Annotated in this window: 13 protein-coding genes; 8 read left to right on the plus strand and 5 right to left on the minus strand. The window is 60.3% G+C overall.

Annotated features, from left to right (window positions below; all coding sequences use genetic code 11):
• From ACQY8Q_RS10140 to ACQY8Q_RS10155, 4 genes are all read right to left on the minus strand, one after another.
• Positions 1–1,071 (minus strand): ABC transporter ATP-binding protein, encoded by a 1,071-nt coding sequence (locus ACQY8Q_RS10140; protein ID WP_428426465.1) that lies wholly within the window; start codon positions 1,069–1,071, stop codon positions 1–3.
• Positions 1,072–1,081: 10 nt separating this feature from the next.
• The gene (locus ACQY8Q_RS10145) at positions 1,082–2,176 is read right to left on the minus strand and encodes an ABC transporter ATP-binding protein (RefSeq protein WP_428426466.1); all 1,095 of its coding nucleotides are present in this window, start codon (positions 2,174–2,176) and stop codon (positions 1,082–1,084) included.
• A gap of 47 nt (positions 2,177–2,223) precedes the next feature.
• Positions 2,224–3,741, minus strand: coding sequence for a glycerol-3-phosphate dehydrogenase (glpD, locus tag ACQY8Q_RS10150; RefSeq protein ID WP_428426467.1), 1,518 nt, complete (start codon positions 3,739–3,741; stop codon positions 2,224–2,226).
• 130 nt (positions 3,742–3,871) lie between these two features.
• Positions 3,872–4,636: a DeoR/GlpR family DNA-binding transcription regulator gene (locus ACQY8Q_RS10155; protein WP_428426468.1), complete on the minus strand. Its 765-nt coding sequence runs from the start codon at positions 4,634–4,636 to the stop codon at positions 3,872–3,874.
• Between the two features lie 164 nt (positions 4,637–4,800).
• On the opposite strand from ACQY8Q_RS10155, the gene ACQY8Q_RS10160 reads away from it, so the two are divergent.
• The 8 genes from ACQY8Q_RS10160 (at position 4,801) to ACQY8Q_RS10195 (ending at position 13,940) form a co-directional block, all read left to right on the plus strand.
• Entirely contained in the window at positions 4,801–5,571 is a 771-nt protein-coding gene (locus tag ACQY8Q_RS10160; protein WP_428426469.1) for an SDR family NAD(P)-dependent oxidoreductase, read from the plus strand.
• 29 nt (positions 5,572–5,600) lie between these two features.
• Positions 5,601–6,494 carry a LysR family transcriptional regulator gene (locus ACQY8Q_RS10165; protein WP_428426470.1) on the plus strand — a complete coding sequence of 298 codons (894 nt, stop codon included), beginning with the start codon at positions 5,601–5,603 and terminating at the stop codon, positions 6,492–6,494.
• Positions 6,495–6,707: 213 nt separating this feature from the next.
• On the plus strand, positions 6,708–7,187 hold the full coding sequence (locus ACQY8Q_RS10170) for a formate dehydrogenase subunit gamma (RefSeq protein WP_428426471.1): 480 nt from the start codon (positions 6,708–6,710) through the stop codon (positions 7,185–7,187).
• The gene (locus ACQY8Q_RS10175) at positions 7,184–8,755 is read left to right on the plus strand and encodes a formate dehydrogenase beta subunit (protein ID WP_428426472.1); all 1,572 of its coding nucleotides are present in this window, start codon (positions 7,184–7,186) and stop codon (positions 8,753–8,755) included. Before ACQY8Q_RS10170 ends, ACQY8Q_RS10175 begins: the two co-directional genes overlap by 4 nt.
• Before the next feature lie 5 nt (positions 8,756–8,760).
• On the plus strand, positions 8,761–11,640 hold the full coding sequence (gene fdhF / locus ACQY8Q_RS10180; protein WP_428426473.1) for a formate dehydrogenase subunit alpha: 2,880 nt from the start codon (positions 8,761–8,763) through the stop codon (positions 11,638–11,640).
• A gap of 204 nt (positions 11,641–11,844) precedes the next feature.
• Positions 11,845–12,672, plus strand: a complete 828-nt coding sequence (gene fdhD, locus ACQY8Q_RS10185; RefSeq protein WP_428426475.1) for a formate dehydrogenase accessory sulfurtransferase FdhD — start codon at positions 11,845–11,847, stop codon at positions 12,670–12,672.
• Positions 12,662–13,000 (plus strand): formate dehydrogenase subunit delta, encoded by a 339-nt coding sequence (locus ACQY8Q_RS10190; RefSeq protein WP_428426476.1) that lies wholly within the window; start codon positions 12,662–12,664, stop codon positions 12,998–13,000. The genes fdhD and ACQY8Q_RS10190 overlap by 11 nt, the downstream gene beginning before the upstream one ends.
• Before the next feature lie 226 nt (positions 13,001–13,226).
• Positions 13,227–13,940: a pentapeptide repeat-containing protein gene (locus ACQY8Q_RS10195; protein WP_428426477.1), complete on the plus strand. Its 714-nt coding sequence runs from the start codon at positions 13,227–13,229 to the stop codon at positions 13,938–13,940.
• A gap of 18 nt (positions 13,941–13,958) precedes the next feature.
• Here the strand turns inward: ACQY8Q_RS10195 and ACQY8Q_RS10200 are convergent, their stop codons facing one another.
• Positions 13,959–14,564, minus strand: coding sequence for a nucleotidyltransferase domain-containing protein (locus ACQY8Q_RS10200; protein ID WP_428426478.1), 606 nt, complete (start codon positions 14,562–14,564; stop codon positions 13,959–13,961).
• Between the last annotated feature and the right edge of the window lie 124 nt (positions 14,565–14,688).

Here is a 14,688-nt window from a genome sequence, read left to right on the forward strand (position 1 = left end):
TCAGGCCTCCCCGCCCACACGCCATGAATCGGCGTAGATATTGATGGCTGCGGGATCGAACGTGATCTTCGGCTCCACCGGGATCTCGCCGTCCTCATGCACGACGATGGCGATTGGCTTGTTGGCAAACGTGGCGCGGACAATCTTCTGGCGGCCAATGTCCTCGACCTTCGAAATCATGACCGGCATGCCTTCGCGGCCAAGCCGGACAAATTCCGGGCGAATGCCCAGCTCCGTTTTGGCACCGGCCGCGAATTTCGGCGCAAACGATAACGCAAGCGTCTGGCCACCCAGATCGACCGACGAACCGTCGATCTTTGCCGGAAGAACGTTCATGCCCGGAGAACCGATGAAATAGCCGACGAATGTATGCTTCGGCTTTTCGAACAACTCGGCCGGCGTGCCGATCTGGACGATCTCGCCGTCATACATGACGACAACCTTGTCTGCGAAAGTCAGCGCCTCGGTCTGGTCGTGGGTGACATAGACCATGGTGAAGCCGAACTGCTTGTGTAGCCGCTTCAGCTGCGAGCGCAGCACCCATTTCATATGCGGATCAATGACGGTCAGCGGCTCATCGAACAGGATGGCGCTGACATCGGAGCGGACGAGACCGCGGCCAAGCGAGATCTTCTGCTTCTGGTCGGCCGTCAGCCCTTGCGCCTTTTTCTTCGCGCGGTCGGACAGACCGATCATTTCGAGAATTTCCGTGACGCGGCGATCAACTTCCGTTTCCGGAACCCGGCGATTGCGTAAGGGAAAAGCCAGATTGTCGTAAACGGTCATCGTGTCGTAGATCACCGGGAACTGAAACACCTGGGCGATGTTGCGTTCCTGCGTCGATAGGTTGGTGACATCCTTGCCGTCGAACAGAATCTTGCCTTCGGATGGCTGCAACAAGCCGGAAATGATGTTGAGCAGCGTGGTCTTGCCGCAGCCGGACGGACCGAGCAGCGCATAGGCGCCGCCATCGTTCCATTCGTGATGCACTTCCTTCAGCGAATAATCGGAAGGCTTCGTCGGCTTCGGGCCGTAGGCGTGGCGGATATGGTCGAGATTGATGCGTGCCATGGTTTTCTCCTCACGCTCCCCGAACAGTCTGGCTACCGGCAGAAGCGCCGATCGCACGTCCATCCGCCCCGAAGGCCATCAGATGGCGCGTATCGACGAAGAGTTCGATTGCCGTATCCGGTTCGATGTCGTGAATGCCGTGTTCAAGCATGACCCAGCGCGAACCGGCGCAATCGACATGAATAAAACTTTCCGAGCCGGCGATTTCCGAAATGATGATGCGCGCCTTCAGCGTCGCTGCTGTGTCGTGCGGCCGGGCAAGCGACAGGTGGTGCGGATGGAAGGCGATCGTATAGGCGCCATCCGCGATACCGGCGAGGTGCGCCGGCACCGGCAAGATGCTGATACCGTTGTGCTCGAAAGTGTTACCGGACTTCACCACGTCGAGGGTATTGAGCGGCGGATCGGCAAAGGTTTTTGCGGTCGCAAGATCGACAGGCTTGCGGTAGACCGAGATGGTCGACCCGAACTGGCTGATGCGGCCCTGGCTAAGCGTTGCCGTATTGCCCCCGAGCAGCAGCGCTTCCTGCGGTTCGGTCGTCGCATAAACGAAGATCGAACCGGCCGCGGCAAACAGCTTCGGCAGCTCTTCGCGCAATTCCTCGCGCAGCTTGTAGTCGAGATTGGCAAGCGGCTCGTCGAGCAGCACGAGGCTGGCATTCTTGACGATGGCGCGCGCCAGCGCCGTTCGTTGCTGCTGGCCACCTGACAGGTTGAGCGGCGTGCGCTCCAGAAAGGGCGTCAGCTTCATCAGCTCGGCCGCCTTACGCACTTCGCGGTCGATCGTTGCCGTATCCTTGCCGGAAATGCGCATCGGCGAGGCGATGTTCTCGTAAACGGTCATCGCCGGATAGTTGATGAACTGCTGGTAGACCATGGCGACAGAGCGATCCTGCACACGCACGCCGGTCACATCCTTGCCGTCGAACGAGATCGTGCCGGTCGTCGGCTTGTCGAGGCCAGCCATCAGCCGCATCAGCGACGTCTTGCCCGACAGCGTCGGGCCGAGCAGCACATTGAGCGAGCCCCGCTCCAGCACAAGATCGGTCGAATGGATATGCGTATCCGCTCCGACAACCTTGGTTATGTTTTTCAGTTCAAGCATTCTCAGGCTTCCTCCCAGCCATAGGCAGCGCCATGCAGGCGCGGCCGTCAGGCGACGTTGCGGATAGTCTCCCGCATGTATTCCTCCAACCCGGCGGCTTCCGCCTGGGTCAATGTCAAGCCCAGCTTGGTGCGGCGCCAGAGGATATCCTCGGCTTGCCGTGCCCATTCCTGGGTGATCAGCCATTGCACTTCGGCCTCATAGAGATCGGCGCCGAAATGCCGGCCGAGATCCTCCGCCTTGCCGGCACTTCCAAGCAGGCTGACTGCCAGCGTCCCATAGAGCCGCACCAGGCGGCGCGCGTGGCGCTCGGTCAGAAACGGATAGCGGCCCTTGAGCTTTGCCACTTCGGCGTCATAGCCGGTCACTGGAAAGTCGCCGCCCGGCAGCACGCTCTTGGCGGTCCATGGATTGCCCTTGGCACCGATCGCACCAGCGATCTTTTCCAGTGCATGTTCGCCGAGCCGCCGATAGGTCGTCAGCTTGCCGCCGAAAACGTTGAGCAACGGCGCTTCGCCGTCGCCGCCATCGATCTTCAGCACGTAGTCGCGCGTCGCTTCCTGCGCTTTCGAGGCACCATCGTCGAACAGCGGTCGCACGCCGGAATAGGTCCAGACCACATCGGCCGGTTTGACCGGTTCGGAAAAATACTCGCTCGCCGCATTGCAGAGATAGGTAATTTCGCCCTCGGTGATCTGGATGTTCTTCGGATCGCCGGTGAAATCGTTGTCGGTGGTACCGATCAGGGTAAAGTCGGTCTCGTAGGGGATCGCGAAGATGATGCGGTTGTCCGGGTTCTGGAAGAAATAGGCTCGGCTATCGTTAAACTTCTTTTTCACGACGATATGGCTGCCCTGAACGAGGCGGACATTATGGACATTGTTCTTGCGCACGGCATTCGACAGAACCACGTCGACCCAGGGGCCCGCCGCATTGACCAGCATACGCGCCTTGAAGGTGCTGACGGCACCGGTCGTTGCATCCTCGACATTGACCGACCAGTGACCGCCTTCGCGCCCTGCCGAGACGACCCGGCTGCGCGTCATGATGCGCGCGCCCTTGAGCGCCGCGTCCTTGGCGTTGAGCACGACAAGGCGAGCGTCATCAACCCAGCCGTCGGAATATTCGAAAGCCTTGGTGAACAACGCCTTCAACGGCTTGGCAGCCGGATCGCGCCTCATGTCGAGAGTCCGGGTGGCGGGCAGAAGCTTACGGCCGCCGATATGATCGTAAAGGAAGAGGCCTAGACGGATGAGCCAGGCCGGACGGATGCCACCCTTGTGGAACGGCAGAACGAACCGCATCGGCCAGATGATATGCGGGGCCATGGCCCAGAGCACTTCGCGCTCCATCAACGATTCACGCACCAGCCTGAACTCGTAATGTTCAAGATAGCGCAACCCGCCATGAATGAGCTTGGTGGCGCGAGAGGACGTGCCGGAGGCGAAATCGTCCATTTCGGCCAGCGCAACCGAATATCCCCGGCCAGCAGCATCTCTTGCGATGCCACATCCGTTGATACCGCCACCGATCACGAAAATGTCGAGTACGTCCTGCGCAGGCACTGATTTCCCCTCCCACATTTCGCATTGCACAATCTTGAGCACATGCGAAAGCAAAAATAATTAAAGCGAAAATCTTACGAATGTCAAACGAATGTTTATGGAAGACAAGCAACCGCTAAAATCAGCGATTTCAGCGTGCGGTTTCGATCAACCGAACATCCTGCTCCTGGCAGATATTGCGGACATTCTCGATGGGACAAACATCGGTAATGAAGGTGTGGACCTGGGTAATGTGCCCTATCCGGACGGGCGCCGTCCGCTCGAACTTGGTCGAATCCGACACCAGAATGACGTGCCGTGCATTGGCGATGATCGCCTGCGCGACTTTCACTTCGCGGTAATCGAAATCCAGCAGCGCGCCATCCTGATCGATCGCCGACGCGCCGATGACAGCATAATCCACCTTGAACTGGCGAATAAAGTCGACCGCCGCCTCGCCGACGATACCGCCGTCAGAACCACGCACCACACCGCCTGCAATGACTACCTCAATCGAGGGGAAAACCCGCAAGCGGTTGGCAACGTTGATATTATTGGTGATGACCATCAACTCTGAATGATCGAGCAGCGCTTCACCAACCGCTTCCGTGGTTGTACCGATGTTGATGAACAATGAGGAATTGTTCGGGATCATCGCCGCCGCCGCCTGGCCGATCGCCTGCTTTTCAAGGGCGGCGATCGAACGGCGGGCCTCGTATTTCACATTCTCGTTGCCACGCGGAAAGACGGCCCCACCATGGATACGCGTCAGCACCCGGCCGTCGCAGAGATCGTTGAGATCCTTGCGAATGGTTTGCGGCGTCACCGAAAAACGCGTAGCAAGTTCATCGACCAGAACCCGGCCTTCCGTCTTGGCAAGCTCAAGGATTTCCGACTGGCGCGCCGTCAGATACATGGATAATTCCTTCCCGTCATTTTCGTTTTCTTTCATAATATGCGAAAACGAAAGCAGTGCAATTTCATAAACGCAGCGTGTGCTCGAAAATGAACCTGCAGACATGCCGCGTTGCATTTCTGGTCATGATGCGACAGCCTGTTCGTCGCTGAGGAGGAATCCAGATGTTTCACCCATCGCTGTTCAAAGGCTTGAATGTCGTCGTCACCGGCGCCGGCCGCGGCATCGGCCTGGAGGTCGCACGCCAATTTCTTGATTGTGGCGCAACCGTCTATCTGCATGGCGGCCGCGTGGCGCGCGAACCGTTGCCTGATTTTCTCGATGCAGCACTGACCGAAGGCCGGGCGTTCCTCTCCTATGCCGATTTCTCGACCGCCGGTGGCATCGAGCTTCTGGCCACCGGCATCGCCGCGCGATTCCAGGCGATCGATGTTCTCATCAACAACGCCGGCACGATGGTCGGCCGGTTTCTCGCCGTCGAACTGACGGACGAGCAATATGAGACGGTGGTACAGCTCAACCAGACCTCCGTTGTGCAGACGACCCGGGCGCTGCTGCCGCTCATCCGGCGCGGCAACCATCCGGCCATCATCAACACGGTGTCAATCTCGGCGCTCACCGGCGGCAGCGCCGGATCGGCGATCTATTCGGCCACCAAGGCATTTGTCTCGACATACTCCAAGGCGCTCGCCCGCGAGCTGGCGCCCGAAGGCATCCGCGTTAACTGCGTTTCGCCGGGCACCATCACCACCGATTTCCATGAACGCTATTCATCCGCCGAAAAGCTCGAAGCCACCCGCAAGACCATTCCCTTGCAGCGGCTCGGCACAGCGGAGGATTGCGCCCCGGCCTATTTGTTCCTCGCCTCGAACGCGCTGTCGGGTTACATCACCGGACAGGTGCTGGAAGTGAATGGCGGTCAGTTGATCTGCTAAGCGCAAGCTTCAGCATTGGGAGGTAGCGGTTGATCGACAAGCTGGAATTCTTCATCGCGCTGGCGCAGGAACGCCACTTCGGCCGCGCCGCCGATCTCTGCGGCATCACCCAGCCAACATTGTCGGCCGCGATCAAGCAGCTGGAGGATCAACTCGGCGTCATGCTGGTCAATCGCGGCTCGCGCTATCAGAGCTTGACGCCGGAAGGCCAGCGCGTCTTGGAATGGGCCCGCCGCATCGTCGGGGATTCCCGTACAATGCACGAGGAGATGCGCGCGGCCCGGCGCGGGCTTGTCGGCCATATCAGGCTGGCAGCCGTGCCAACGACGCTTGCCATGGTGCCGCGCATCACCGCACCCTTTCAGGAGAAACATCCGGAGGTGACCTTCTCCATCCTCTCCACCACGTCGCTGAAAATCCTCGGCCTATTGGAAAATCTGGAGATCGATGCCGGCCTCACCTATCTCGAAAACGAACCGCTCGGCCGCGTCACCAGCGTGCCGCTGCAGGTGGAGCGCTATCATCTGGTGACAGCTGCAGGCACCAATCTGTCAGATCGCGAAACTGTGACCTGGAAGGAAGTCGGCGGTATTCGGCTTTGTCTATTGACCGCAGACATGCAGAACCGGCGCATCATCAACCAGCATTTCGCCGAAGCCGGCGTGACCGTCTCGCCAACGCTGGAATCCAACTCGATGATCGTGCTGTTCTCTCATGTCCGAACGGGTCACTGGGCCAGCATCATGCCCTATAACGTCGCGAAATCGTTCGGCTTTCATGACGAAATCAAGCTCGTCCCGATCATCGAGCCGGACGCCCGGCACACGGTCGGATTGGTCGCCACGCATCGCGAACCGTTCACGCCGCTCGTCTCGGCCCTGCTGCACGAAGCGCGCATTCTGGCCGACGCCCAGGCGCTTTGATAGAAAACATCTATCGCTTAACGGAATACGCCTATTGACCCTCCTCAAGCCTGCTGACACGCTGTCCTCTCAGTGCGTGAGCTGTAAAACTGGGTGTTCCTGGTCCTTTTGAGCCAGGAAACCGAATGAAACGATGTTCTGGAGGGGCTTCGTTTGATTTGAGGGATCGCAGATCACGACAGATTGTTCATTTCAGTTCGGGAGGTCTGAACGTTGAACCTGCATGTATCAAGTCGTGATATCGGTGAACGGACGCTGGATATCGTCAGCGAAATGAAGTCGCTCGAAGGGCCGCTTCTGCCGATCCTGCACGAAATCCAGGCCGAGTTCGGCTATGTGCCGCAGGAAGCGCTGCCGGTCATTGCCCGCGAGCTCAACCTGTCGCGTGCCGAAGTCCATGGCGTCGTGACCTTCTACCACGACTACCGCGATCACCCGGCCGGCCGTCATGTGCTCAAACTCTGTCGCGCCGAGGCCTGCCAGTCGATGGGCGGTGATGCACTGGCCGAACGGGTGAAATCCCTGCTCGGCATCGATTTCCACCAGACGACGCTCGATGGCGCCGTGACACTGGAACCCGTCTATTGTCTTGGTCTCTGTTCCACCGCACCCGCCGCGATGCTTGATGGCGAGGTGCACGGACGGCTCGATGCGGATGCGGTGCGTGACCTCATTACGGAGGTACGGGCATGAGCGTGCGGATTTTTATTCCCCAGGATGCAGCGGCTTTGGCCCTTGGCGCCGACCGCGTCGCAAAGGCGTGGTCGCGCGAGATCGAAGCCCGTGGCATTGATGCCACGATCGTCCGCAACGGCTCGCGAGGCCTGCACTGGCTTGAGCCGATGGTTGAAGTCGAGACGGCTGAAGGCCGCATCGCCTATGGTCCGGTCAAGGTCTCCGACGTTGCGTCGCTGCTGGATGCGGGGCTCTTCACAGGCGGCAATCACCCGCTCTGCCTCGGGAAGACCGAGGAACTGCCCTTCCTGAAAAACCAAACGCGGCTGACCTTTGCTCGCTGCGGCATTGTCGATCCTCTGTCGCTGGAGGACTACAAGGCCCATGACGGCCTGAAGGGTCTTGCCAGGGCCGTGGCGATGACATCAGCCGATGTGGTGACGCAGGTCACCGAAAGCGGCCTGCGCGGCCGTGGGGGCGCAGGCTTCCCGACCGGGATCAAGTGGAAGACCGTGCTCGATACCGTCATCAACGTCGAGAAGGGCGACCGCAAATATATCGTCTGCAATGCCGACGAGGGCGACAGTGGCACCTTCGCCGACCGGATGATCATGGAAGGCGACCCCTTCGTGCTGATCGAGGGTATGGTGATCGCCGGCCTTGCGACACTCGCCACAAAGGGCTTCGTCTATATCCGCTCGGAATATCCGCATGCCATCGCGACGATGACGCAAGCTGTCGAGATCGCCCGTGCCGCCGGCATTCTCGGCGCTTCGGTGATGGGCTCAGGCCGGTCCTTCGATATTGAAATCCGCACCGGCGCTGGCGCCTATGTCTGCGGCGAAGAAACGGCGCTGCTCAACAGCCTGGAAGGCAAGCGCGGCATCGTCCGCGCCAAGCCACCGCTACCGGCCCACAAGGGCCTGTTCAACTGTCCGACCGTCATCAACAACGTCATCTCGCTCGCCTCCGTGCCGATCATCATGGACAAGGGCTCGGTCTACTATAAGGACTTCGGCATGGGCCGCTCGCGCGGCACCATCCCGATCCAGATCGCTGGCAACGTCAAGCATGGTGGACTTTATGAAGCGGCCTTCGGCCTGACGCTGGGCCAGATCGTCGATGAGATCGGCGGCGGCACCGCGACCGGACGTCCGGTCAAAGCCGTACAGGTCGGCGGCCCGCTCGGCGCCTACTTCCCCCGCGCCCTGTTCGACACGCCGTTCGATTACGAGGCCTTCGCGGCCAAGGACGGCCTGATCGGCCATGCCGGCATCACCATTTTCGACGACACCGCCGACATGCTGAAGCAAGCCCGTTTCGCCATGGAATTCTGCGCCATTGAAAGCTGCGGCAAATGCACCCCCTGCCGCATCGGCTCGACCCGCGGCGTCGAAACCGCCGACAAGATCGCGCAAGGGATAGAGCCGGAAAAGAACATGGTGCTGCTCGCCGACCTCTGCAACACGATGAAATTCGGCTCGCTCTGCGCGCTGGGTGGTTTCACGCCCTATCCGGTGACCAGCGCGATGAACCACTTCCCGGACGATTTTCGCCCGGCTCCCCTTGTCGAAGCTGCGGAGTAATTTCCATGCCCCTCATCTCTGAAATCGACTTCGGCACACCCGCCTCCCGCTCGGAAAAGATGGTGACGCTCACCATCGACGGCAACGAGATCACCGTGCCGGAAGGCACCTCGATCATGCGGGCGTCGATGGAGGCCGGCATTCAGGTGCCGAAACTCTGCGCCACCGACATGGTCGATGCGTTCGGCTCCTGCCGCCTCTGTCTCGTGGAAATCGAAGGCCGCAACGGCACGCCCGCCTCCTGCACCACGCCCGTCGCCCCCGGCATTACCGTCCATACCCAGACGAGCCGCCTGAAGGACATCCGCAAGGGCGTGATGGAGCTTTATATCTCCGATCATCCGCTCGACTGTCTGACCTGTGCTGCCAATGGCGACTGCGAATTGCAGGACATGGCTGGCGCGGTCGGCCTGCGCGATGTGCGCTATGGCTACGAGGGCGACAACCACGTCAAGGCACGCAACAATGGCGACATCAACGCCAAGTGGATGCCGAAGGACGAATCGAACCCTTACTTCACCTATGATCCTTCAAAATGCATCGTCTGTTCGCGCTGCGTGCGGGCCTGCGAAGAAGTTCAGGGCACATTCGCGCTGACCATCGAAGGCCGTGGCTTCGGCTCGCGCGTTTCGGCCGGCATGCACGAGAACTTCCTGGAATCGGAATGCGTCTCCTGTGGCGCCTGTGTCCAGGCCTGTCCGACAGCAACGCTGACCGAAAAATCGGTGATCGAGATCGGCCAGCCGGAACATTCGGTCGTCACCACCTGCGCCTATTGCGGCGTCGGCTGTTCGTTCAAGGCGGAAATGCGCGGTGAAGAGCTGGTGCGCATGGTTCCGTGGAAGGATGGCCAGGCCAATCGCGGCCATTCCTGCGTCAAGGGCCGTTTCGCCTATGGTTACTCGACCCACAAGGAACGCATCCTCAACCCGATGATCCGCGAAAAGATCAGCGATCCCTGGCGCGAAGTCAGCTGGGAGGAAGCCCTTGCCCACACGGCATCGGAATTCCGCCGCATCCAGTATCAATATGGCCGTGAATCGATCGGCGGCATCACCTCGTCGCGCTGCACCAACGAGGAAACCTACCTCGTCCAGAAGCTGATCCGCTCCGGTTTCGGTAACAACAATGTCGATACCTGCGCCCGTGTCTGCCATTCTCCGACCGGGTATGGTCTCGGCGCCACTTTCGGCACCTCGGCCGGCACGCAGAATTTCGATTCGGTCGAGCACACCGATGTCGTCATCATCATCGGCGCCAACCCGACAGACGGCCACCCGGTCTTTGCCTCGCGCCTGAAAAAGCGCCTGCGCCAAGGGGCAAAGCTGATCGTCATCGATCCGCGCCGCACCGACATGGTTTCCTCGCCGCATATCAAGGCATCGCACCACCTGCCGCTGCGCCCCGGCACCAATGTTGCCATCGTCACCGCCCTTGCCCATGTGATCGTCACCGAAGGCCTGTTCGACGAAAAATTCATCCGTGAACGCTGCGACTGGTCGGAATTTGAGGATTGGGCCAGCTTCGTTTCCGAGCCGCATCACAGCCCGGAAGCGATCGAAACTCTGACCGGCGTTCCGGCCGAAGAGGTTCGCGGTGCTGCCCGCCTGTTTGCCACCGGTGGCAATGGCGCGATCTATTATGGCCTCGGCGTCACCGAACACAGCCAGGGCTCGACGACGGTCATCGGCATTGCCAACCTCGCCATGGCCACCGGGAATATCGGCCGCCCGGGCGTCGGCGTAAACCCGTTGCGCGGCCAGAACAACGTCCAGGGCGCCTGCGACATGGGCTCCTTCCCGCACGAGCTACCCGGCTACCGCCACGTCTCCGACGACGCGACACGGGATATTTTTGAAAAGCTCTGGGGCGTAAAAATCTCCAACGAACCGGGCCTGCGCATCCCCAACATGCTGGACGCCGCCGTCGATGGCTCGTTCAAGGGCATCTACATCCAGGGTGAAGACATCCTCCAGTCCGACCCCGACACCAAGCATGTGCAGGCCGGCCTTGCCGCGATGGAATGCGTCGTCGTGCAGGACCTGTTCCTCAACGAAACCGCCAACTACGCCCATGTCTTCCTGCCGGGCTCGACCTTCCTGGAAAAGGACGGCACCTTCACCAATGCCGAGCGCCGCATCAACCGCGTCCGCCGCGTCATGACGCCCCGCAACGGTTATGCCGATTGGGAAGTGACGCAGAAGCTGGCCCAGGCGATGGGCCTTGCCTGGAACTACAGCCATCCGTCGCAAATCATGGACGAGATCGCCGCGACGACACCAAGCTTCGCCATGGTCTCCTACGACTATCTGGAAAAGATGGGCTCCGTGCAGTGGCCCTGCAACGAAAAGACACCGCTCGGTTCGCCGATCATGCATATCGACGGCTTCGTGCGCGGCAAGGGCAAGTTCATCCGCACCGAATATGTCGCGACCGATGAGAAGACCGGCCCACGCTTCCCTCTGCTGCTCACCACCGGCCGCATCCTCTCCCAGTACAATGTCGGCGCCCAGACACGGCGCACCGACAACGTCGTCTGGCACGAGGAAGACCGGCTGGAAATCCACCCGCACGACGCCGAACTGCGCGGCGTGCGCGATGGCGACTGGGTGAAACTGCAAAGCCGCGCCGGCGACACGACGCTCAGGGCGCTGATCACCGATCGCGTCGCCCCCGGTGTCGTCTACACCACCTTCCACCACCCCACGACACAGGCCAACGTCATCACCACCGACTTCTCCGACTGGGCAACCAACTGTCCGGAGTATAAGGTGACAGCCGTCCAGATCTCGCCATCAAACGGCCCTTCACAGTGGCAGGTGGACTACGACGAACAAGCCCGCCAATCGCGCCGGATTTCCGGCAAGATGGAGGCCGCGGAGTAATTTTCGGATGATTGTGTTTCCAACACCCTCGTTCCATTGCGGACGACATGAGGAAGGGAAGAGTGCCCGGCTTGCGCGGTTTAACCCTCCCCCTTGTGGGGAGGGTCGGAGCGAAGTGGAGGGGAGGGGTTCTTTTTCGTTAAAAGAAAAGTCCCCTCCCCAACCCCTCCCCACAAGGGGGAGGGGCTCGATGGAGCTCGCGGCATGACCACCTTCAAACTCACCCAGACCGTCTCCGAGACCGCCCATCGTAGCGGCAAGCTCACGCCTGGCTCCCGCGTCGTCCCTGAGGAAACCCCGATCGCGCTCTCCTATGGCGGCTCCACCCATGCCGTGATGATGGCCACGCCCGGTGATTTCGAGGATTTTGCAGTCGGCTTCAGCCTCACAGAGGGGATCATCGCCGATCCCTCCGAGATCGAATCGATCGAGGCCGTCACGGACGAAAAAGGCATCGACCTGCAGATCATCCTGAGGGACGAGCAGAATGACGCGCTGGTCTCCCGCCGCCGCCATATGGCGGGCCCGGTGGGCTGCGGTCTCTGCGGCATTGAATCGATCGAGCAGGCCGTGCGCAAGACACCGACAGTATCGGCCTCGACACTGCGTCTCTGCGAGCAGCAGATCATCGAGGCCGTCGCCCTGCTCAACGGCCAGCAGCCGCTGCATTTCGAGACCCGCGCCGTGCATGGCGCCGGTTTCTACGTGCCCGGCAAGGGGCTGATTGCCGTGCGCGAAGATGTCGGCCGGCATAATGCGCTGGACAAGCTGGTCGGCGCTGCAGCGCGGGCCGGGCATGCCGGATCGACAGGTGCCGTTGTCGTCACCAGCCGCGTTTCCGTCGAGATGGTGCAGAAGACCGCCATCATCGGCAGCCCGTTCATCATCGCCATATCGGCACCTACGGCGCTTGCCATCCGCACGGCGGATGAAGCTGGCATGACGCTGATCGCATTGGTGCGCGGCGCCGATTTCGAGATTTTCACCCATCCCGACCGCATTCAATCCGGAGCCATCGCCGATGTCGCTTGATAACACCAATGGTAAACTTGTCCGCATGGCCAACCAAATCGCCACCTTTTTCAAGTCGCAGCCGGAGAATGAGCGCGTCGAAGGCGTGGCCACCCATATCAACAAGTTCTGGGAACCACGCATGCGCAAGGCGTTCTTCGAACTGATCGAACAGGGCGATGCCGGTTTCGACCCGATCGTGATATCCGCCGCCGCTATCATCAAGCAGCCCTATTCCGGCTCCGAAGGCGTAGGAACCGGCAGCGATGCAGCCGCCGGCGCACCGGGCGGCAAGGGCACGGCAGCCGGCGAATCGCTGTCAGAACCCAGCATTCCCGAAAAGGCCTGATGTCAGAACTGCGATGCTTTGCCGACACCGTTCATTGACGTTGAACGGGAGCGCCATCTAAGCTACGCAGCAATACCGAAAAAGATGAGCCGGTTGGTAATCCGGTTCCTGCGCTGAGCAGCTTATGACCCCTGCGGGTTTCCACGGCACCAGTTTGATCAGCAATGGTCAGCGAGGGTCGTGGTTCTGTGCCATGTTCCCTCGATGACGAACAAGGACAATCGACATGGCGCCCTCCATCTCCCCGGACACCCCAATTTCACCAGCCAATATCCTCGAGAATAGCGAGCTTGATCGATCTGCAATCGGACACCTCTCGAAAAGCGGGCTACCGCACAAGCTGATAGATTGCGTTCTTGAGGAAGCAGACCTTTCCCGCCTAACGCTGGATGGCTGGGTGTTCGAGGCCTGCAACGTCAAGCAAGCCAATTTCACCGGCGCAAAACTGAGCGCCACGATCTGGTCGAGTTGCAAGGGCGGTCTCGCGGATTTCACCGGCTGCGACCTGTCCGAGAGCAAAATCGAGGGGTGCGACTTCAACAACAGCAATTTCCGCGGCACGACACTGACCAGCGCGCACTTTTCCCGTTGCAAGCTGACGGGAGCAAATCTGTCCGAGGCGAAAACCCTCAACCTGACCTTCCACGAAACCCGGCTGGCCGACGCCCGGCTGCCTGGCCTCTCCTTTCGAAAGGCCCGCCTGAACGGCCTCGATTTCCAGATGGCTGACCTGAAGAAATGCGATTTCCGCGACGCGATATTTCAGGATTGCAGCCTGCGCGATGCCAATCTGGTCGATTGCCGTTTCGAAGGTGCCGACCTTCGCGGCGCCGACCTGGGCGGCATCCGCCTGCTGAACGCCAAGCAATTCAAGGGCGCAACGATCTCGCGCGACCAGGCGGGGCAGTTGCTTGCGGAGCTGGGGCTGAAGGTAAGGTAGCCCTCTACAGTCACCCCCCTACAGCATTCCGATCCAGTCATGCCCCGGATGCACCAGCTCAAGACTGGCCTTTAGCCAAGCCCGCTCGGCCGTTGCCAGCTTCGGTAAGGCATTTTCGAAATCGATCTCATCCTTGGCCCGCTGATATTTGGCCTTGAACAGCAGGATGGGTGCTGGCGCCAGATAGGGAATTCCCTCTGAAATCGAGCGGACGAATTCATGGCGGGGGCCAAAGATTGTTGGATCGCGTTTGCAGATCCATGTCTGCGGCGTTCCGGGTTCAATCATCATATCCACCCGCCAGCAGCGTTCGACGCTGTCCAGGCACCAAATCTGCGTGATATCGGCGGGCAGCTCTGCCTCGTGCGGCAGAGGCTCCACGATCCCGTTTCCCGCCGTGTAGAAATCGAGCCCTTTCAGGGCATTGCGGAAAATCCCGATATCCTCGCGGAGCACAGTGAATTCGAGATCGTCGTGATCGCGGGTCTGCCGGCCATGCCATAGGTCGAGCGCCCAACCGCCAACGATGCACCACGGCTTCGAAATGCCAGCCAGACGGTTGGTCAGCTCCAGCGGATGCCAGGCGCTCCAGGCATCATGATCCGGAATTTCCTGCGCATTCATCGAAGTGCCCCTCAGCCGCTGCGTTCGATTGGGCACCTAGCAGAGTTGAAGCAGCGAATAAACCGGACCCGTCTGCCGCATCATCAAGATATTCCGCAGCGAACCAATCGGGCTGTTTTCCGAA

Origin of the sequence: Pararhizobium sp. (assembly GCF_965279435.1) — a bacterium.
Taxonomy (GTDB): Bacteria; Pseudomonadota; Alphaproteobacteria; order Rhizobiales; family Rhizobiaceae; genus Pararhizobium.

What these genes read in the sequence shown, in the direction of transcription:
- ACQY8Q_RS10140 (WP_428426465.1), bottom strand. Translation starts at nt 1,071, where the DNA reads ATGGCACGCATCAATCTCGACCATATCCGCCACGCCTACGGCCCGAAG.
- ACQY8Q_RS10145 (WP_428426466.1), bottom strand. Translation starts at nt 2,176, where the DNA reads ATGCTTGAACTGAAAAACATAACCAAGGTTGTCGGAGCGGATACGCAT.
- ACQY8Q_RS10155 (WP_428426468.1), bottom strand. Translation starts at nt 4,636, where the DNA reads ATGTATCTGACGGCGCGCCAGTCGGAAATCCTTGAGCTTGCCAAGACG.
- ACQY8Q_RS10160 (WP_428426469.1), top strand. Translation starts at nt 4,801, where the DNA reads ATGTTTCACCCATCGCTGTTCAAAGGCTTGAATGTCGTCGTCACCGGC.
- ACQY8Q_RS10175 (WP_428426472.1), top strand. Translation starts at nt 7,184, where the DNA reads ATGAGCGTGCGGATTTTTATTCCCCAGGATGCAGCGGCTTTGGCCCTT.
- fdhF (WP_428426473.1), top strand. Translation starts at nt 8,761, where the DNA reads ATGCCCCTCATCTCTGAAATCGACTTCGGCACACCCGCCTCCCGCTCG.
- fdhD (WP_428426475.1), top strand. Translation starts at nt 11,845, where the DNA reads ATGACCACCTTCAAACTCACCCAGACCGTCTCCGAGACCGCCCATCGT.
- ACQY8Q_RS10190 (WP_428426476.1), top strand. Translation starts at nt 12,662, where the DNA reads ATGTCGCTTGATAACACCAATGGTAAACTTGTCCGCATGGCCAACCAA.
- ACQY8Q_RS10195 (WP_428426477.1), top strand. Translation starts at nt 13,227, where the DNA reads ATGGCGCCCTCCATCTCCCCGGACACCCCAATTTCACCAGCCAATATC.
- ACQY8Q_RS10200 (WP_428426478.1), bottom strand. Translation starts at nt 14,564, where the DNA reads ATGAATGCGCAGGAAATTCCGGATCATGATGCCTGGAGCGCCTGGCAT.